Genomic DNA, 20,139 nt, shown 5'->3' on the forward strand with positions numbered 1-20,139 from the left:
ACGGTCGGGCCGCACCGAAGGAGAGTCGCGTGACCGAGAACGACGCGAGAACCGGCGTGCGGGACGCTGCGAGCACGCACCCCGACCTCCCCGACGTCGCGGGCGGTCCCGACGACGCACCCCTGCTCCAGCTCGTGACACCTGCGGGCGCCCGCGTCACGACCCCGGAGACCGACGGCTACCGCGAGCGCGTCGCCCACCTCGACGCCGCGGCGCTGCGCGGGCTCTACCGCGACATGGTGCTCACGCGCCGCTTCGACGACGAGGCGACGTCGCTCCAGCGCCAGGGCGAGCTCGGCCTGTTCGCGCAGGCGAAGGGCCAGGAGGCCGCGCAGATCGGCTCGGGCCGCGCGCTCGCCCCCCAGGACTACGTCTTCCCGTCGTACCGCGAGCACGGCGTCTCGCACGTGCGCGGCATCGACCCGACGGCGCGCCTGCGCCTCTTCCGCGGCGTGGACCACGGCGGGTGGGACCCGACGGCGCACAACGTCCACCTGTACACGCTCGTCATCGGGTCGCACGCGCTGCACGCGACGGGGTACGCCATGGGCGTCCAGCGTGACGGCCTCGTCGGGTCGGGCGACCCGGAGCGCGACGCGGCCGTCGTCACGTACTTCGGCGACGGCGCGACGTCGCAGGGCGACGTGAACGAGGCGCTCGTCTTCGCGGCCGTGAACAACGCGCCGGTCGTCTTCTTCTGCCAGAACAACCAGTGGGCGATCTCGGAGCCGACGACCCGGCAGACCCGCGTGCCGCTCTACCGCCGCGGCGGCGGGTTCGGCATCCCCAGCGTGCGGGTCGACGGCAACGACGTGCTCGCGTGCTACGCCGTGACCGCGGAGGCGCTCGAGCGCGCCCGCTCCGGCGGCGGCCCGACGTTCGTCGAGGCGTTCACCTACCGCATGGGCGCGCACACGACGTCCGACGACCCGACGAAGTACCGGTCGCGCGCCCAGGAGGACTACTGGCGCCGCCGGGACCCGATCGACCGGCTCGAGAACCTGCTCCGCGCCGAGGACGCGTGGGACGACGCGTTCGCCGCCGACCTGGCCGCCGAGGCCGACGCGCTGGGCGAGCGGCTGCGCGAGGAGGTCCGCGCGCTCGCCGCACCGGACCCGGCGAGCATGTTCGACCACGTCTACGCGACCCCGAACGCCGTGGTCGAGCGCGAGAAGGCGTGGTTCGCCGACTACCAGCAGTCCTTCGAGGAGCCGACCGCGGAGGTGGCGCGATGAGCGACAGCAAGACCCTGACCCTGGCCCGCGCCATCAACGAGGGGCTGCGCCGGTCGCTGGAGAGCGACCCCAAGGTCCTGCTCATGGGCGAGGACATCGGCGCGCTCGGCGGCGTCTTCCGCGTGACGGACGGCCTGCAGAAGGACTTCGGCGAGGACCGCGTCGTCGACACGCCGCTCGCGGAGTCCGGCATCCTCGGCACCGCGATCGGTCTCGCGCTGCGCGGCTACCGGCCGGTGTGCGAGATCCAGTTCGACGGGTTCATCTTCCCCGCGTACGACCAGATCACGACGCAGCTCGCGAAGATGGGCTACCGCTCGGGCGGGAAGCTCCAGGTGCCCGTCGTGATCCGCGTGCCGTACGGCGGCGGGATCGGGGCGGTCGAGCACCACAGCGAGAGCCCCGAGGCGCTGTTCGCGCACACGGCCGGCCTGCGCGTCGTGTCGCCGTCCACGCCGCAGGACGCGTACACGATGATCCAGGAGGCCGTCGCCTCGCCGGACCCGGTGCTCTTCTTCGAGCCCAAGGGCCGCTACTGGGAGAAGGGGCCGGTCGACGTCGCGGGCCGCGGCGAGGGCGCGACCGTGCTCGACCGGGCGCGCGTCGTCCGCCCCGGCACGGACCTCACGCTCGTCGCCTACGGGCCGACCGTAGCGACCGCGCTCCGCGTCGCCGCGGCGGCCGAGCAGGAGGGCCGCAGCATCGAGGTCGTGGACCTGCGCAGCATCTCGCCGCTCGACACCGCGACCGTCGTCGAGTCCGTCCGCCGGACGGGACGCTGCGTCGTCGTGCACGAGGCCCCGACCTACCTCGGCTCGGGCGCCGAGGTCGCGGCCCGCGTGACCGAGGAGTGCTTCTACTCGCTCGAGGCGCCCGTGCTGCGCGTCGGCGGCTTCCACACGCCGTACCCCGTCGCGAAGATCGAGCACGACTACCTGCCGAGCCTCGACCGCGTGCTCGACGCCGTCGACCGCGCGTTCGCGTTCTGACGCGCGTCCGCCGCGACCTCGACAGCGCCGACCGGGACCACCAGGAGGACCACGCAGTGCCCACTTTCGAGAAGTTCAACCTCCCCGACGCGGGCGAGGGCCTCACCGAGGCCGAGATCGTGCACTGGCACGTCGCCGTCGGCGACGCCGTCACGGTCAACCAGACGATCGTCGAGATCGAGACGGCGAAGTCGCTCGTCGAGCTGCCGTCGCCGTACACGGGCGTCGTCACGGAGATCCTCACGCCCGAGGGCACGACGGTCGAGGTCGGCGTGCCGATCATCGTCGTGGACACGGACCCGGGCGGCACCGCCCCGGCGCCGACCGCACCGGCCGGCGTCGTGCCCGACGGCGCGGACGCGCCCGCAGCGGCCGCGTCGCCGCAGGCCGGCACCGGTGACGCGACGCCCGCTGCGAGCGAGGGCTCCGGCTCGGTGCTCGTCGGGTACGGCACCGTCGAGCCGGGTACGGCCCGACGGCGCCGCCGCGCGGCCGAGCCCGCCGCCGCAGCGCCCGCGGCCGAGCCCACCGCCGCAGCACCCGCGACCGACCGCCCCGGCCCGGCGGCCCCGGACCGGACGGCCCCGGCGGCGAGCATCGCGGCGTCGGCCCCGGCGCCCACCCCCGCCCCGCGGGCGAGCGCGCCGGCCGCCGTCGGGCACGCGACCCTGCCGGTGCTGGCCAAGCCGCCGGTGCGCAAGCTCGCGAAGGACCTGGGCGTCGACCTGGCGAGCGTCGCGGGCACCGGCCCAGGCGGGATCGTCACGCGCGAGGACGTGCAGGCCTACCACGAGCAGGCGAAGGCGCAGCCGCTCGCGACGTACGCCGACGACGACCAGCCGTGGCTCGCGACGGGCGCCGTCACGGCCGACGGCCGCCAGACGCGCGTGCCCGTGAAGTCGGTGCGCAAGCGCACGGCCGAGGCGATGGTCACGAGCGCGTTCACCGCCCCCCACGTGACGGTCTTCCACACGGTCGACGTCACGCGCACCATGAAGCTCGTCCGCACCCTGCGGGAGGACCGCGAGTTCGCGGACGTGCGCGTCACGCCCCTGCTCGTCACCGCCAAGGCGCTGCTCCTCGCGGTGCGCCGCCACCCGGAGATCAACGCGAGCTGGGACGACGCCGCGCAGGAGATCGTCTACAAGCACTACGTGAACCTGGGGATCGCGGCGGCGACGCCGCGCGGGCTCGTCGTGCCGAACATCAAGGACGCGCACCGCCTCGACCTGCACGGCCTCGCCGGCGGGATCGCGGACCTCACCGCGACCGCGCGGGCCGGGCGCACGTCGCCCACCGACATGTCCGACGGCACGATCACGATCACCAACGTCGGGGTGTTCGGCATCGACACGGGCACGCCCATCCTCAACCCCGGCGAGGCCGCGATCCTCGCGTTCGGCGCGATCCGCGAGCAGCCCTGGGTCCACAAGGGGAAGATCCGCAAGCGCTGGGTCACGCAGCTCGCGCTGAGCTTCGACCACCGCCTCGTCGACGGCGAGCTCGGCGCGCGCGTGCTGGCCGACGTCGCGCGGATCCTCGAGGACCCGGCGCGCGGTCTCGTCTGGGGCTGAGCCCACCCGTCGGCGCGCGGGACGCGCGTCGGCACTCGTTGCGCCGCTCGGCACCTCGAGGTGCCGAGCGGGCGCGCCCCGTGCCGAACCGTGCCTGGGCCACTGCTTGCGAGCGCACCCAGAACCGCGAGCATGAGGCTCAGCGCCGGCGACACGGTCGGCGTGGCGTCGCCACGGGAGGGTCGTGTGCTCGGGAGTGCTGGTCGGCGGTCACGGACGGGTCCGGGCGTCGGGCTCGCGGCCCTCGCGCTCGTGACCGCCACGCTCGCGGGGTGCGCGGGACCCGGCGCGGCGGAGGCGCGGGACGTCGTCGAGGACCTCGCGGGCGCGCTCGCCACGGGGGACGGTGACGCGGCGTGCGCCCTGATCCTGCCCGACGCCGCCGACGCGCTCGCCGCCGACGAGGGCGAGCCGTGCGCGGACGTCGTCACCGCGCCGGACGGCCCGCTCGCCGGGCTGGCCGCGGCCGGACCCGCCGTCGTCGTCGAGGACGTCCACGTCGCGGGACGTCAGGCGCAGGTCGTGACGGCGACCGACACCGTCTTCCTCGCGCTCTCCGGTGACGCGTGGGTGGTCACCGCGGCGGGCTGCACGCCCCGCGACGACCGCCCCTACGACTGCGAGGTGGAGGCATGAGGGTCCCACGGCTGATGTTCTGGGCCACGCTCGTGCTCGTCGTCGCGGGCCTCGCGGTCACGTTCGTGCTGGCGGCGGTGCACCGATGAGCGCCGGCAGCGGGACGGGCGGCGTCCTCGGTGGCCTGCGCGCGAGCTCGCTGAGCCTCTTCTTCGCGCTCGCGTTCCTCGCGTCGCTCGTCGCGCAGGCCGTGAGCGGCGTCGCCGTCTTCAACACCGACCAGCGGGCGGCGGGCCTCGACCCGGTGACGTTCGGCCAGTACGTGCTGTCGTCGGCGTTCTGGGTCGACGTCACGGAGAACTGGCAGTCCGAGTACCTGCAGTTCCTCCTCTTCATCACCGCGACGGTGTGGTTCGTGCAGCGGGGCTCGCCCGAGTCGAAGAGGCTCGACCAGGCGGGCCGCGAGTCCGACGAGGACCAGAAGGTCGGCGAGCACGCGACCGCCGACTCCCCGGCGTGGGCCCGCGCCCGGGGCTGGCGGCTCGCCGTCTACTCGCGCTCCCTGTCGCTCGTCATGGGCGCGATCTTCCTCGGGTCGTGGGCCGCGCAGTCGGCGGCGGGTGCGGTCGCGTTCAGCGAGGAGCAGCTGCGCGACCTCCAGGACCCCGTGCCGTGGACGGAGTACCTGTCCATGCCGGACTTCTGGAGCCGCACGTTCCAGAACTGGCAGTCCGAGATGCTGGCCGTCCTCAGCATGGTCGTGCTCGCGATCTACCTGCGCGAGCGCGGGTCGCCCGAGTCCAAGCCGGTGGGCTCGTCCCACGAGGCGACCGGCGTCGAGGGCTGACGGCGACCGCACGGACGGCCGCTCACAGCGCCCGCCGAGCGGGTGTGCGGAAGACCTCACACGGCCTTAACGGGGGTCGCGCGCGGGGGAAACACGGCGTTCCTAGCGTCCTGGTCACTGACCGGGACCTGCTGAAGGAGCCGCCATGTCCGCGCCCACGAGCCCCACCACCCACGAGGGTGAGCAGTCCGCAGCCCGCCCGTCCGGCGTCGTGCCCGCGACGCCGCCCGCCCCGGGACTCGCCCCGGCACCACCGAGGGCGCCGCACCGCCGCTCCGGGCGGTGGATCGACCGCTGGGACCCGGAGGACCCGACGTTCTGGCGCGACGGCGGCCGCCGGGTCGCTTCCCGCAACCTGGGGATCTCGGTGTTCGCGGAGTTTCTCGGCTTCGCGGTCTGGGCGCTGTGGTCGATCGTCGTGCCGCAGCTCCCCGCCGCCGGGTTCACCTTCACCGTGGACCAGCAGTTCTGGCTCATCGCCGTGCCGAGCCTCGTCGGCGCGACGCTGCGCATCCCCTACACGTTCGCCGTGCCCCTGTTCGGCGGGCGCAACTGGACGGTCGTGTCCGCCCTCCTCCTGCTGCTCCCGACGGCGGCGCTCGCGGTCGTCGTGCAGGACCCCGGCACGTCGTTCGGCGTGATGCTGGCCGTCGCGGCGCTCGCCGGCTTCGGCGGCGGCAACTTCGCGTCCTCGATGGCGAACATCTCGTTCTTCTACCCGGAGCGGGAGAAGGGCAAGGCGCTGGGCCTCAACGCCGCGGGCGGCAACCTGGGGACGGCGGTCGTGCAGCTCGCGGTGCCGCTCGTCATCGTCGCCGGGGCGGGTGTCGCGCTCGAGCGTGCGGGCCTCATGATGATCCCGTTCATCCTGCTCGCGGCGTTCCTCGCGTGGCGGTTCATGGACAACCTCGCCACGGCGAAGGCGGACCCGCGGTCGTTCGCCGTCGCGACGCGGAACCGGCACACGTGGATCATCTCGTTCCTCTACATCGGGACGTTCGGGTCGTTCATCGGCTACGCCGGTGCGTTCCCGACGCTCCTCGCGGGCCAGTTCCCCGAGGTCACGCTCTCGATCGCGTTCCTCGGCGCGCTGGTCGGCTCGGTGTCCCGGCCGCTGGGCGGCATCGTCGCGGACCGCCTGGGCGGCGCGCGCGTGACGATCGCGTCGTACGGGGTCATGGCGCTCGGCGCGGTCGGAGCGATCCGGGCGCTGGAGACGCACAGCTTCGGCCTCTTCTTCGCGTCGTTCCTCGTCCTGTTCGTCGCGACGGGCGTCGGGAACGGGTCGACCTACCGGATGATCCCGGCCGTCTTCCAGGCGAGCGCGGCCCACGACCTCGACGGCCCGACGGCGAGCGACCCCGCGGCTCTGGCCGCAGCCCCGGTCCGCGCCCGCCAGGCCGCGGCCGGGTGCATCGGGATCGCGGGCGCCGTCGGCGCGTTCGGCGGGTTCCTCATCCCGCGCGGGTTCGCCGCGTCGACGAGCCTCTCGGGCTCGCTCGTCCCCGCCCTGTGGACGTTCGTGGGGATGTACGCGGTGATGGCGGTCGTCGCGTGGGCGGTCTACCTGCGCAAGGGCTCGGCCCTCGCGGCGGCCGGGATCTGAGCGTGGACACCCACTGCCCCTACTGCGCGCTCCAGTGCGGCATGACGCTCACCCCCGCGCGCGGCCCGCTGCCGGTCGCGGTCGCCCCGCGCGACTTCCCGACCAACCGGGGTGGGCTGTGCCAGAAGGGCTGGACGAGCGCCACGGTCCTGCGCGCACCCGACCGGTTGACGAGCCCGCTCCTGCGCGGGCCCGACGGCGAGCTCCGCCCCGCCCCGTGGGACGAGGCCCTCGACGTGGTCGCGGCCGGGATCGAGCGGGTCCAGGCCGCGCACGGCCGCGACGCCGTCGCGGTGTTCGGGGGCGGCGGCCTGACGAACGAGAAGGCGTACGCGCTCGGGAAGTTCGCGCGCACGGTGCTGCGGACCGCGAACATCGACTACAACGGGCGGTTCTGCATGGCGTCCGCCGCGGCGGGGGCGAACCGCGCGTTCGGCGCCGACCGCGGGCTCCCGTTCCCGCTCGCCGACCTCGGCGGCGCGGACGCCGTGCTGCTGCTCGGGTCGAACGTCGCCGAGACGATGCCGCCGTCCGTCCAGCACCTCGCCGGCGTGCGGGCACGGGGCGGGCTCGTCGTCGTGGACCCGCGCCGCAGCGCGACGGCGGCGCTCACGGGGGAGGCGGGGGACGCCGTCGGGCAGGGGGTGCACCTGCAGCCGGTCCCGGGCACCGACCTCGTGGTGCTGCTCGCGCTGCTGCACGTCGTGGTCGCGGAGGGGCTCGCGGACACGGCCTACCTCGACGCGCGCACGACCGGGTTCGACGACGTCCGCCGGTCCGTCGCCGGGTGGTGGCCCGAGCGCGCGGAGACGGTGTGCGGGGTGCCGGCGGGACGGCTGCGGCACGTCGCCCGGCTGCTCGCGGCGGCGTCGCCCGTCCACGGGGGTGCGGGTGCGTACGTGCTCACGGGCCGCGGCGTCGAGCAGTCCGCGCAGGGTACGGCGACCGTGACCGCGGCGATCGACCTCGCGCTCGCCCTCGGCCTGCCCGGCCGGGTGGGGTCGGGGTACGGCGCGATCACCGGCCAGGGGAACGGGCAGGGCGGACGCGAGCACGGGCAGAAGGCGGACCAGCTCCCCGGGTACCGCAGGATCGACGACCCAGGGGCCCGCGCGCACGTCGCCGCGGTGTGGGGCGTCGACCCGGCGACGCTCCCCGGTCCTGGGATGCCCGCCGTCGAGCTCCTGCGGTCTCTCGGCGCGCGGCCCGGACCGGGCGGTGCGACCACGACCTACGCCGAGGACGGGCGCCCGCGCGCCTTGCTCGTGCACGGGTCGAACGTCGTGGTCAGCGCCCCGGACGCGGACCGGGTCGCGGCGAACCTGCGCGCGCTCGACCTGCTCGTCGTGTGCGACCTCGTGCCGTCGGAGACGGCGCTGCTCGCGGACGTCGTGCTGCCCGTGACGCAGTGGGCCGAGGAGGAGGGCACCATGACGTCGCTCGAGGGACGCGTGATCCGACGGCGCCGCGCGGTCGACGCGCCGGGCGACGCACGGTCGGAGCTGTGGATCCTGGCGGAGCTCGCGCGTCGGCTGGGATCGCCGGTCTCCTTCCCGACCGACCCGGCCGTCGTCTTCGACGAGCTCGCGCGCGCGTCCGCGGGCGGCGTCGCGGACTACGCCGGGCTCAGCCACGCGCGCCTCGACGCGGACGAGGCGGACGGCGGCCCGGGCCTGCACTGGCCGGTGCCGTCCCCCGACCACCCGGGCACCCCGCGGATGTTCCTCGACCGGTTCCCGACGCCGGACGGTCGTGCCCGCCTGGTCGCGGTCGACCACACGGGCCCGAGCGACGACGTGCGGCCCGACGCGCCGCTCTACCTCGTCACGGGCCGCGTGCTCCAGCACTACCAGTCGGGCGCGCAGACCCGGCGCGTGCCGGAGCTCGACCGACTCGTCCCGGAGCCGTTCGTCGAGGTCCACCCGGTCCTGGGCACGCGCCTCGGCATCGACGACGGAGACCGGGCGCGCCTCACGACCGCGCGCGGCGCGATCGAGGCGGTCGTGCGGTGGACGGACCGCGTCCGGCCGGACACGGTCTTCATGCCCTTCCACTGGGGCGGCGAGGGCAGCGTCAACCGCGTGACGACCGACGCGACCGACCCCGTCTCCGGGATGCCGGAGTTCAAGGTCTGCGCCGTGGACGTGCGACGCGCCCCCGCGCTCCAGGAGGTCGGGGGATGACGCGCGTCGTCGTGGTCGGTCACGGCATGGTCGGGTCGCGGTTCGCGGGCGACCTCGCGGCACGGTGCGGGGGGTCCGCCGACGTCGAGGTCACCGTGCTCGGCGCGGAGGAGCACGAGCCGTACAACCGCGTGCTGCTCAGCGAGGTCGTCGCGGGCCGGGCCGACGTCGCGACGATCGCCCTGCCCGCCACGGACGACCCTCGCGTGACGGTCCGGCGCGGTACCGAGGCCCTCGCGGTCGACCGGGCGGCGCGCCGAGTCGTCACGGGCGAGGGCACCTACCCGTACGACGTCGTCGTGCTCGCGACGGGCGCCGCCGCGCGCGTCCCCGAGGTGCCCGGCCTCACCGGCCTGCCCGGCGGCCTGCCGCGCGGCGCACACGTCCTGCGGACGCTCGACGACGCACGCGCGATCGTCGCGAGGTCGCTCGACGCGCGGCACGCCGTCGTCGTGGGGGCGGGCGTCCTCGGCCTCGAGGTCGCGTGCGGGCTCGCGCGTCGCGGCGTCGCCGTGAGCCTCGTGCACGGCGGCGCGAGCGTGATGGACCGCCAGCTCGACCGTGCGGCGGGCGGCGTCGTCGCGCGCGGTCTCGCCGGCCTCGGGGTGCGCGCCTGGACCTCAGCCCGGACCGAGCGCGTGGTCGTGGCCGGCGGCAGCGTGCGGGGCGTGACGCTCCGCGTGCCCGACGGCGGCCCGCACGACCCCGCGGCGGGCGGCCCGGGCGCGGCCCGGGGAGCGCCGGACGGCGTGCGTCGCGTCGACCTCGACGCCGACCTCGTCGTGCTCGCGTGCGGCACCGTGCCCGAGGCCGGGCTCGCGCGGGCGGCGGGGCTCACGGTCGACCGGGGGGTCGTCGTCGGGCCCGACCTCGCCAGCCCGGACGACGCGCGCGTGTTCGCGATCGGCGACTGCGCCCAGCCGCCCGAGGGTGGTACCGGGCTGATCGCCCAGGGGTGGGACCAGGCGCGCCGGCTCGCGCAGCACCTCGCGGAGCGGCTCGCCGCCGGGGCCGACGGCGCAGGGAGGCCGGGCGCCGCGCAGTGGGCCGCGCCCGACCGGCGGCGTGCGCGCCGAGGACCGGCCGCCGGCCGGCCGAGCGTGGCGCTGCGGCTCGCCACGGACGTCGTCGCGCGACCGCTCGAGCCGACGGGCGACCCCCGGGTCGGCACGCGCGCGACCGCCGGGACCGACGTCGTGCGGGTCAAGGCGGCGGGGCTCGAGATCGTGACGATGGGCGTGTGCGGCGAGCGTCGCGCGCCCGACGCGGCGCACCGCTCCGTGACGCTGAGCGACCCGGCGGCGGGGCGGCACGTCGAGGTCGTCGTCGCGGACGGGCTGCTCGTCGGCGCGACGTGCGTCGGCGCGCCCGAGGTGGGCGCCGACCTCGCCGCCGCGTACACGCGCCGCGTCCCCGTGCCCGCCGACCCGGCCCACCTGCTGCTGCGCCCGGTCGCGCAGGCGCCCGCCCCGGCGTCGTCCCCGACGCTCATGCCCGACCGCACGACCGTGTGCACGTGCAACGGCGTGACCAAGGGCGACGTCGTGGGCTGCTGGCACGACGGCGCCCGGAGCGTCGACGACGTCGCACGGGCGACGCGCGCGACGACGGGCTGCGGCGGGTGCAAGGACGTCGTGTGCGGCCTGGTCGACTGGCTCGCGCAGACCGACCCGGAGCAGCCGCAGGCCGACGGCGCACGGGCGAGCGTCGGCCTCGGCGCGTGAGGTCGGCAAGCCCTGCCGAGATCGGCAGTCACGATCGCCGATCTGGACACGACCTGCCGGTCTCGCACCGCTCCGCCGACCTCACACGGCGGCGTCCGGCCGGGTGAGAACACCGTTACGGACGGGCAACGGGCGGGGCACGGTCGCGAAACCGCCCGTCCGTAGCGTCGTCAGCACCATCCCCGGGGGCCTCTCCTCGCTCTCGTCGGACCCCGCGGACGGTGACCGATCCGCCCCGACGCCCCCAGGAGCCCGCCGTGACCGGACCTGAGACCGATCCCGCCCCCGCCCCGGCCCCCGGTGCGCCCCGGCACCTCGTCGTCGTCGGCGGCGGCATGGTGGCGCAGCGGCTCGTCGAGGCGTTGCGCGCGCGCGACGCCGACGGCACGTGGCGCGTCTCGCTCTTCGCCGAGGAGCCGCGCAAGCCGTACGACCGCGTCGCCCTGACGAGCTACTTCTCGGCGCGCGACGCCGAGGAGCTCACGCTCGGCGACCCTGCCCTGTGGGACGACCCGCTGGTCACGCTGCACCGTGACTGCGCGGTGACGTCGATCGACCGCGAGGCGCAGACCGTCACCGACCGGCTCGGGCGCGTGCACGCCTACGACGAGCTCGTCCTCGCGACCGGTTCGAACGCCGCGCGCCCCCCGATCCCCGGCAACGAGCTGCCCGGCGTGTTCGTCTACCGCACGATCGACGACGTCGCGGCCCTGCGCGGCTGGGTCGAGGAGAAGCGGCGCAGCGCCACGACCGAGGGTGGCTGGGAACGCCCGGTGCGCGGTGCCGTCATCGGCGGCGGACTCCTGGGCCTCGAGGCCGCGGGCGCGCTCAAGGCCCTCGGCGCGCAGGCCACGGTCGTCCAGTTCGGCACGCACCTGATGGACGCGCAGATCGACCTGGGCGGCGGCGAGGCCCTCAAGCGCCTCATCAACGGCATGGGCATCGCGGTCCGGTGCGACACCGGGACCAAGGAGCTGAGGGTCTCCCGCAAGACCGGGCACGTGGGCCGGCTCGACTTCGCCGACGGCGGCCGGCTCGACGTCGACGTCGTGGTCCTCGCGACGGGCGTGCGGCCGCGCGACGAGCTCGCGCGCGCGGCGGGGCTCGCGGTCGGGGAGCGCGGTGGCGCCGTCGTGGACCTCGCGTGCCGCACCGAGGACGAGCACGTGTGGGCGGTCGGCGAGGTCGCGTGCCTCGAGGGCCGGTGCCTCGGCCTGGTCGCGCCGGGCTACGCGATGGCGGAGGTCGTCGTGGACCGCCTGCTCGGCGGCGAGGCGACGTTCCCCGGCGCGGACACGGCGACCAAGCTCAAGCTCCAGGGGGTCGACGTCGCGAGCTTCGGCGACGCGCACGGCCGCACCGAGGGCGCGATGGAGCTCGTCTGGGCCGACCCGGTCGCGGGCGTCTACAAGAAGCTCGTCCTGTCCGACGACGCGCGCACCCTCCTGGGCGGGGTGTTCGTGGGCGACGCCGCGCCGTACGCGTCGCTGCGGCCGATGCTCGGCACGGAGCTTCCGGGCGACCCGGGGCTGTTCCTCCTTCCCGAGGGGTCCGGCGGCGGGGTGCCGAGCCTCGAGCTCCCCGACGACGCCACGGTCTGCTCGTGCAACAACGTCAGCGCGGGCACGATCCGGAGCGCGGTCACCGAGCACGCCTGCACCGACCTCGCGGGCGTCAAGGCGTGCACGCGCGCGGGGACGAGCTGCGGATCGTGCCTGCCGCTCGTCAAGAAGATCACGACGACCGAGCTCGCCCGGGCCGGCGTCGAGGTCTCGAACGCGCTGTGCGAGCACTTCGACCTCTCGCGCGCGCAGCTCTTCGACGCGGTGCGCGTCGCGGACCTGCACACGTTCAGCGAGATCGTCCGGCGGTTCGGCCGGGGTGTCACTGCGCCGGTGGACGAGAGCGCAGCCACGCAGGGTGCCGTGCTGGTGCGCGACGCCGGGCGCGGCTGCGACATCTGCAAGCCCACGATCGCGTCGATCCTCGCGTCGCTCGGCAACGGTCACGTCCTCGACGGCGAGCAGGCGACGCTGCAGGACACGAACGACCACGTCCTGGCGAACATGCAGAAGGACGGCACGTACTCCGTCGTCCCGCGCATCCCCGGGGGCGAGATCACGCCCGACGGGCTGCTCGTCATCGGGCAGGTCGCCAAGGACTTCGGGCTCTACACGAAGATCACGGGCGGCCAGCGCATCGACATGTTCGGGGCGCGCATCGAGCAGCTCCCGCACATCTGGCGCCGGCTCGTGGAGCACGGGTTCGAGTCCGGCCACGCGTACGGCAAGTCGCTGCGCACGGTGAAGTCGTGCGTCGGGTCCACGTGGTGCCGGTTCGGCGTACAGGACTCGGTGGGCATGGCCGTCGAGCTCGAGCTCCGGTACCGCGGCCTGCGCTCGCCGCACAAGATCAAGCTCGGCGTCTCGGGGTGCGCGCGCGAGTGCGCCGAGGCGCGCGGCAAGGACGTCGGCGTCATCGCGACGGACAAGGGCTGGAACGTGTACGTCGGCGGCAACGGCGGGTTCACGCCCCGGCACGCGCAGCTCCTCGCCGAGGACCTGGACGACGAGGCGCTCGTCCGCACCGTCGACCGCTTCCTCATGTACTACGTGCGGACGGCCGACCGCCTGCAGCGCACGGCCGCGTGGGTCGAGGACCACGAAGGCGGTCTCGACGCGATCCGCGAGGTGGTCGTCGAGGACTCGCTCGGCATCGGTGCCGACCTCGACGCCGCGATGGCCCGCCACGTCGGCGACTACGAGGACGAGTGGCGCGCGGTCCTCGAGGACCCGGAGAAGCTGCGCCGCTTCGGCTCGTTCGTCAACGCGCCCGCCGAGCCCGACCCCGACCTCGCGTACGTCACCGAGCGCGGCCAGATCCGGCCCGCCAGGGCGGACGAGCGGGCCGCCCTCGAGGAGGCCCGCGCCGCGGGTCTCGCCACCGTCCCCGCCGGCCCCGTGGTGATCGCCGGCACGACCCTGGAGGTCCGTCGATGAGCGTCGTGCCAGCAGAGCAGGCCGCGTACCCCGTGGAGACGCCGACGTCGGACGCGGCGGGGTGGGAGCGCGTGTGCCTCCTGCGCGACCTCCTCGTCGAACGCGGCGCCGCCGCCCTCGTCGGCGGGGTGCAGGTCGCGCTGTTCCGCCTCCCCGACGACACGGTCCGCGTCGTGCAGCAGCGCGACCCGTTCTCCGGTGCGAACGTCCTGTCGCGCGGCATCGTCGGCACGCGCGGGGGCGTGCCGACGGTCGCCGGCCCCATGTACAAGCAGGTCTTCGACCTCACGACCGGCCGGTGCCTCGAGGCCGCCGGGTACGTGCCCGTCCAAGGCCTCGCGCCGGACCTGGCGACGTGGCCCGCCGAGGTGCGCGACGGCGTCGTGCACGTGGGCCTGCGCCCCCACGCCGCCGGGCCCGCGGACGGTGCGTCGTGACGACGCTCCTCGGGATCGACCTCGCCGGGCGCACGGTGCTCGTCGCGGGCGGCGGCCCCGTCGCGGCCCGCCGCGCGCGGGCCATGGCCGACGACGGCGCGCACGTCCGCGTCGTCGCGCCCCACGTCTGCGAGGACCTGCGCGATCTCGTCGCCGCCTCGCTGCGCGCCCCGCTCCGGGCACCCTCACCCGCCGGGCTGCGGGCCGACGGCGAGGTCGCGCCGGGTGGTCGTGTCACCTGGGCGCCGCGCGACGTCCGCGAGTCCGACCTCGAGGACGTGTGGCTCGTGCTCGCGGCGACGGACGACTCGGGAACCAACCGGGACGTCGCTGCATGGGCCGCCGCGCGCCGCACCTGGTGCGTCCACGCCGGGGCCGCGCACGAGGGCACCGCGCGCACGCCCGCGACGACCCGCAGCGGCGACGTCCTCGTCGGGGTCGTCACGGACGCCCCCGCGGTCGGCGTGCCGGCGGACGTCCGGGAACGACGAGCGGCTGACGCCGCGGCCGAGCGGCGCGGTCCGGACCCGCGGCGGGCCCGCGCGGTGCGCGACGCGATCGCCGAGCACCTGCGCTCCGGCGGGGCCGACCAGCGGCGCCACCGCCCGGCGTCCGGCGGTCTCGGGAGCGTGACGCTCGTGGGCGGAGGGCCCGGCGCGGTCGACCTGCTCACGGTCCGGGGCCGCCGGGCGCTCGCGGAGGCGGACGTCGTCGTCGCGGACCGGCTCGGACCGGTCGACGTGCTCGACGAGCTCGCGCCCGGCGTCGAGGTGATCGACGTCGGCAAGACGCCCGGCCACCACCCCGTGCCGCAGCACGAGATCAACGCCCTCCTCGTGGAGCACGCGCAGCGCGGGCGGCGCGTCGTGCGGCTCAAGGGCGGCGACCCGTTCGTCTACGGGCGCGGCGGCGAGGAGGTGCTCGCGTGCCGCGCGGCGGGCGTGCCGGTCGACGTCGTGCCGGGCGTGTCGAGCGCGCTGAGCGTCCCGGCGCTCGCGGGCATCCCGCTCACGCACCGGGGCACGGTCGCCGCGTTCCACGTGGTCAGCGGTCACGACGGGCTCGACGCCGCCGCGCTCACCGGCGTGCGCGACCGCACGGCTACGCTGGTGGTCCTCATGGGTGTCTCGCAGCTCGCGCACATCACGGCCCAGGCCCTCGACGCCGGGGCCGACCCTGCGCTGCCCGTCGCGATCGTGGAGAACGGGTCGACGCCCCGCCAGCGCGTGACGCGCGCCCCGCTCGGCGAGGTCGTGGAGCGCGCCGCCCAGGTCGGGGTCCGGGCCCCCGCGATCATCGTGGTGGGGGACGTCGCCGCCGCGGGACGGCTCGACCCGGACCCGGCGACGGTCGCGTGAGCGACTCCGGCCCCGACGGGGAGCGCCCCGCCCTCGGCCAGGTCATGGCGGGCTGCACCGTGCTCGTCACGGCCGACCGCCGCAAGAGCGAGCTCGCCGCCGCCCTCCAGCGCCGGGGCGCCGAGGTCCGTCACGCACCCGCGCTGAGCATGATCCCGCACGCCGACGACGAGCAGCTCCTCGCCGGGACGCGTGACCTCGTCGAGCGGCCGCCGGACGTCGTCGTCGTGACGACCGGCATCGGCTTCCGGTCCTGGGTCGAGGCCGCGGACGCGCACGGCCTCGCCGACCGCCTGCTCGAGGTGCTCGCCGACGCGCGGATCGTCGCGCGCGGACCCAAGGCGCGCGGCGCGATCCAGGCCGCCGGGCTCACCGCCGACTGGGTCGCCGAGTCCGAGACGTCGGCCGAGATCGCCGACGTGCTGCTCGGCGAGGGCGTCGCCGGGCTGCGGATCGCCGTCCAGCACCACGGCGCCGGGGCCGACGGCCTCGACGTCGTGTTCGCCGAGGCGGGCGCCGAGGTCGCGAGCCTCGTCGTCTACCGCTGGGGGCCGCCGCCCGACCCCGAGGCGCTGCGCGCGTCGGTCGAGGCCGCGGCCGTCGGGGAGATCGACGCCGTCGTGTTCACCTCCGCCCCCGGCGCCGAGGCGTGGCTGAGCGCCGCCGAGGAGCACGGCGTGGGGCGGCTCGTCGTGTCCCGGTTCCAGGACCGGTCGATGGTCGCGGCTGCCGTCGGTCCCGTCACCGCGCGGCCGCTCGAGCACCGCGGCGTCACGCCGCTGCAGCCCGAGCGCGGACGCCTCGGCGCGCTCGTGCGGACGCTCGTCGCGCACTACGAGCAGGCCGAGACCGTGGCCCTCGCGACCGTCGCCGGGACGCTCCAGATCCGCTCGCGCGTCGCCGTGCTCGACGGCGAGGTGCTGCCCCTGTCGCCCAGCAGCCTCGAGGTGCTGCGCCTCCTCGCCGCGCGCCGCGGCGAGGTCGTCACGCGCGACGACGTGCTCGACGTCCTGCCCGGCGACTCGCGCGACCCGCACGCGGCCGAGGTCGCGGTCGCGCGCCTGCGCGAGGCCACCGGCCGCCGGGACCTCGTCAAGACCGTCGTCAAGCGCGGATACCGATTGGAGCTCGCATGAGCCCGGACAGCCCCACCTCCCTCGACGCCGTTGCCGATGCTCCGGCCGGCCCGCGCGCCGCGGCGCCGGTGCTCGTCGGCTGCTCCCACGGCACGGACGACCTCGCGGGCCGCGCGGTGGTCCGCGCCCTCCTGGACGACGTGCGCGCCGCCCGCCCCGACCTCGACGTGCGCGAGGCGTTCGTGGACGTGCAGCAGCCCGAGGTGGCGGACGTCGTGACGGCCGTCGTCGCGCCGTCCGACGGCGGGGCGCCCGGCGACGCCGTGGTGGTGCCCCTCTTGCTCTCCGCCGGGTTCCACGTGAGCGTGGACGTCGCCGCGGCCGTCGAGGACCGCGGCCCCGGCACCGGGGCCGCTGCCGCGTCGGGGCCGCTCGGTCCCGACCCGCGCCTCGTGGACCTGCTCGCCGAGCGGCTCGCGGAGGCCGGGCTGCGCGACGGCGACGCCGTCGTGATCGCCGCCGCGGGGTCGAGCCGCCCGGGTGCCGCGCGCGACGTCGAGACGCTCGCCGCCGGGCTCCGCGAGCGCGTCCCCGGCCCGGTCTCCGTCGGCTACGGCGCCATGGCGACGCCCACGGTGCCCGACGCCGTCGCCGCCGCCCGCGCGGGCCTCGCCCCGGGCGGGCGGGTCGTCGTCGCGGCCTACCTCCTCGCGCCCGGCTTCTTCTACGACCGGGTGCTGGAGGCGGGCGCCGACGTCGTGACCGGCCCGCTCGCGCCCGACCCGCGGCTCACCGCGATCGTGCTCGACCGGTACGCCGACGCCGCCGCCGGGCTGCGCGCTACGCCCTGAGGACCGGGCGCGTGCGCGGTGCGAGGAGGGCGACGCCCGCCGCGAGCAGCACCGTGACCCCGAAGCACACGACGTACGACGCCAGGCCGAGCGTGGGGTGCAGGGCCCACAGGAGCGACCCGGTGACGGCGAGCGCGGTCGCGGCGGCGACGGCGTCGGACACCTGGAGCGCGGACGAGTTCGCGCCCTGCTCGGCGACGGGCGAGAGCTCGAGCGTGAGCACGGACAGCGTCGGGTGCGTCATGCCCATGCCGAGCCCGGCAAGGGTCCACGCGACCATCCCGACCACGGGCGGCACGGCCGTCCAGGCGAGCAGCGCGGCGCCGCCGATCCCGAGCGCGACGAGCGTCCCGCCGAGGCGCACGTAGCCCGCGTGCTGGAGCCCCCAGGTCGCCCGGCCGCGGAGCCACGACCCCGTCGACCAGCCGACGGCGCCGAACGTGAGCACGGCGCCCGCGAGCGACGGCGAGAGGCCGCGCTCGTGCGACAGCAGGAGCGGGAGCAGCACCTCGGCGCCGGTGAACGCGGCCGCGACGAGGCCGCGGATCGCGATGACGCTCGGCAGGCCGCGGGCCGCGCGGGTCGTGCCGCGGGGGAGCAGTCGGGGGACGGCGAGCGCGACGGCGGCGAGCGACGCGACGAGCAGGGCCGCGAGCCCGACCCCGCGCAGCTGGCCCGCGTAGTTGAGCGCCCCGATGCCGACGGCGGCGACGACGGCCCAGGTGAGCGACGCCTGGCGCGCGGTCCGGTCGAGCGGCGGCTCGGCGTCGTCGGGCCGGTCCCCGGACAGCGGGGTGGACGCCGGGGCGGGCTCGGGGGCCGAGCCGCGGGCGGCACGCATCCCCGGGCGCATGAGCAACAGCGCGGGCACCGCGAGGACCGGGACGGCGAGGAACACCCAGCGCCACCCGACGTGCTCGACCACGAGCCCCGCGATGGCGGGCCCGACGATCGACGGGATCACCCAGGCCGCCGCGAACGCCGCGAAGACCTTCGGGCGCCGGTCGGTGGGGAAGACGCGCGCGACGAGCACGTACAGCGCGACGATGTACAGCCCCGTCCCGACGCCCTGGAGCACGCGGCCCGCGACGAGCACGAGCATGTCCTGCGCGAGCCCGGCGACGAGCAGCCCGGCGAGGAAGAGCCCGATGCCGGTCCACAGCGGGGTGGTCGGGCCGGCGCGGTCGCTCCAGCGGCCGGACGCCACCATGCCGACGACGCTCGACGCGAGCGACGCGGCGAACGCCAGCGTGTACAGCGTGAGCCCGTCGAGCTCGACGGCGACCGTCGGCATGGCGGTCGCGACGGCGAGCGCCTCGAACGCGCCGAGGAACACGAACGCGACCATGCCGAACAGCACCGTGCGCTGCGTCCCGGGCGAGAGCGTGCCCGCCTCGGTCGGGCCGGTCGCGGGGGCGGTCGTGGGTACGCCGACGTCTCCCGTGCCGGCCTCGCCCGCGCCGGGCGCGGGGGAGCCGTACGCCGGTGCGTCGGCGTCGGTGCGGGGGTCCGCCGTCATACGAGAACGACCTTTCCGGTGGTGGCGCGCGCTTCGAGCTCGCGGTGGGCGCGCGCGGCCTCCGCGAGGGGGATCTGGTGCGTGACGACCCGCCACGTCCCGTCCGCCGCGAGCGCGAGCGCGCGCTCCTGCAGCGCGGACAGGTCTCCCCAGGGTCGGGCCCGGGGTCCCACCGCCCACCGTACGTCCGGCGTGCCGCCGTCGGCCCCCGTTTTCCCGTCCGGGTGGTCGACGTCACCGGCCCGGTTCGGCGCCCCCGACGCCCAGCCGTAGAGCACGAGGCGACCGGTCGGCGCGACGAGGCTCGCGGCGTTGGTGCCCGCGTCGCCGCCGACGCCGTCGAGGAGCACGGTCGCGCCCTCCGGGGCGTGCTGCCCGACGGCGGTCCGCGCCTCGTCGAGCCAGCCGTCGGCCCGGTAGTCGACGGCGGCGAGGCGGTCCTTTTGCGCCGCTCCGGCGAGCGACCGCACGAGGGCGATCTTCTCCGGGCTGCCGGCGAGCGCGACGACGCGCGTTCCCACCGCGAGCGCGCTCTGCACGAGCAGCGTGCCGAGCCCGCCGGCCGCGGCGGTGACGACGACGGTGTCCGTCGCGGCGAGCCCCGCGAGGTCGAGGATGCCGACGGCGGTCCGCCCGGTGCCGATCATGGCCAGCGCGTCGGGCGCGGTGACGTGGTCGGGGATCCGGTGCAGCGCCTCGACGGGCACGAGCGCCAGGCGCGCGTACCCGCCGCCGTCGGGCGTGGCGCCGAGGTGGGCCGCGACGCGTCGCCCGCGCCACGCGGCGTCGACGCCCGGCCCGACGACGTCCACCACCCCGGCGACCTCGCGCCCGGGGACCGTGGGCAGGGCGGGAAGGGGGAGCGGTCCCGCGACCTCGCCCCGGCGCAGCGTCGTGTCGAGCAGGTGGACGCCGTGCGCGCGCACGGCGACGCGTACCTGGCCGGGGCCGGGGACCGGGTCGGGGAGCTGGTCCAGCACGAGGTTCTCGGGTGGTCCGAACGCGTGCAGGCGGATGGCGTCCACGGGTGCTCCTCGGGGTCGGGATCGGGGTCGTGCGGCCTCGCGGTCGCGCCGCCCTGCTAGTCTCGAACCTCAACAATTGTTCAGGTCAAGTACCCGTGCCGACGGGCGGCCGGCCGTGCCCGCCGCGTCGCCGCTGCACC

The 20,139-nt window shown here is 76.2% G+C and carries 15 protein-coding genes; 13 read left to right on the forward strand and 2 right to left on the reverse strand.

Annotated elements, in window-relative coordinates; translation table 11 throughout:
• Positions 1–56 precede the first annotated feature (56 nt).
• The 13 genes from pdhA to E1O70_RS06940 all read left to right on the forward strand — a co-directional run bounded on the left by pdhA (position 57) and on the right by E1O70_RS06940 (position 17,455).
• The gene (gene pdhA / locus E1O70_RS06880; RefSeq protein ID WP_205688631.1) at positions 57–1,235 is read left to right on the forward strand and encodes a pyruvate dehydrogenase (acetyl-transferring) E1 component subunit alpha; all 1,179 of its coding nucleotides are present in this window, start codon (positions 57–59) and stop codon (positions 1,233–1,235) included.
• Positions 1,232–2,224: an alpha-ketoacid dehydrogenase subunit beta gene (locus tag E1O70_RS06885; RefSeq protein WP_061267042.1), complete on the forward strand. Its 993-nt coding sequence runs from the start codon at positions 1,232–1,234 to the stop codon at positions 2,222–2,224. The genes pdhA and E1O70_RS06885 overlap by 4 nt, the downstream gene beginning before the upstream one ends.
• A gap of 56 nt (positions 2,225–2,280) precedes the next feature.
• Positions 2,281–3,798, forward strand: a complete 1,518-nt coding sequence (locus tag E1O70_RS06890; RefSeq protein ID WP_061267041.1) for a dihydrolipoamide acetyltransferase family protein — start codon at positions 2,281–2,283, stop codon at positions 3,796–3,798.
• Between the two features lie 132 nt (positions 3,799–3,930).
• On the forward strand, positions 3,931–4,434 hold the full coding sequence (locus E1O70_RS06895) for a hypothetical protein (RefSeq protein ID WP_128957644.1): 504 nt from the start codon (positions 3,931–3,933) through the stop codon (positions 4,432–4,434).
• Between the two features lie 85 nt (positions 4,435–4,519).
• Entirely contained in the window at positions 4,520–5,221 is a 702-nt protein-coding gene (locus tag E1O70_RS06900; protein ID WP_061267039.1) for a DUF6766 family protein, read from the forward strand.
• Between the two features lie 145 nt (positions 5,222–5,366).
• Entirely contained in the window at positions 5,367–6,827 is a 1,461-nt protein-coding gene (locus E1O70_RS06905) for an MFS transporter (protein ID WP_082774290.1), read from the forward strand.
• Positions 6,828–6,829: 2 nt separating this feature from the next.
• Positions 6,830–9,010, forward strand: a complete 2,181-nt coding sequence (locus tag E1O70_RS06910; RefSeq protein WP_255218737.1) for a molybdopterin oxidoreductase family protein — start codon at positions 6,830–6,832, stop codon at positions 9,008–9,010.
• Positions 9,007–10,734 (forward strand): FAD-dependent oxidoreductase, encoded by a 1,728-nt coding sequence (locus tag E1O70_RS06915; protein WP_061267037.1) that lies wholly within the window; start codon positions 9,007–9,009, stop codon positions 10,732–10,734. Before E1O70_RS06910 ends, E1O70_RS06915 begins: the two co-directional genes overlap by 4 nt.
• Positions 10,735–11,069: 335 nt before the next feature.
• A complete protein-coding gene (nirB, locus tag E1O70_RS06920) occupies positions 11,070–13,733 on the forward strand; it encodes a nitrite reductase large subunit NirB (RefSeq protein WP_061267096.1) in 2,664 nt (887 codons plus the stop codon).
• Positions 13,730–14,170, forward strand: a complete 441-nt coding sequence (gene nirD / locus E1O70_RS06925) for a nitrite reductase small subunit NirD (protein WP_082774289.1) — start codon at positions 13,730–13,732, stop codon at positions 14,168–14,170. The genes nirB and nirD overlap by 4 nt, the downstream gene beginning before the upstream one ends.
• Entirely contained in the window at positions 14,167–15,528 is a 1,362-nt protein-coding gene (cobA, locus tag E1O70_RS06930; RefSeq protein WP_061267036.1) for a uroporphyrinogen-III C-methyltransferase, read from the forward strand. The genes nirD and cobA overlap by 4 nt, the downstream gene beginning before the upstream one ends.
• A gap of 44 nt (positions 15,529–15,572) precedes the next feature.
• Entirely contained in the window at positions 15,573–16,664 is a 1,092-nt protein-coding gene (locus E1O70_RS06935; RefSeq protein ID WP_061267095.1) for a uroporphyrinogen-III synthase, read from the forward strand.
• Entirely contained in the window at positions 16,661–17,455 is a 795-nt protein-coding gene (locus E1O70_RS06940; protein ID WP_082774288.1) for a sirohydrochlorin chelatase, read from the forward strand. The genes E1O70_RS06935 and E1O70_RS06940 overlap by 4 nt, the downstream gene beginning before the upstream one ends.
• On the opposite strand, the gene E1O70_RS06945 is transcribed toward E1O70_RS06940, so the two are convergent.
• Both E1O70_RS06945 and E1O70_RS06950 read right to left on the reverse strand, forming a co-directional pair.
• Positions 17,445–18,974, reverse strand: coding sequence for an MFS transporter (locus E1O70_RS06945; RefSeq protein WP_082774287.1), 1,530 nt, complete (start codon positions 18,972–18,974; stop codon positions 17,445–17,447). The two genes, E1O70_RS06940 and E1O70_RS06945, sit on opposite strands and share 11 nt — an antisense overlap.
• Positions 18,971–19,999 (reverse strand): alcohol dehydrogenase catalytic domain-containing protein, encoded by a 1,029-nt coding sequence (locus E1O70_RS06950; protein ID WP_061267034.1) that lies wholly within the window; start codon positions 19,997–19,999, stop codon positions 18,971–18,973. The genes E1O70_RS06945 and E1O70_RS06950 overlap by 4 nt, the downstream gene beginning before the upstream one ends.
• Positions 20,000–20,139 lie beyond the last annotated feature (140 nt).

The organism is Cellulosimicrobium funkei, from assembly GCF_004519295.1.
Taxonomy (GTDB): Bacteria; Actinomycetota; Actinomycetes; order Actinomycetales; family Cellulomonadaceae; genus Cellulosimicrobium; species Cellulosimicrobium funkei.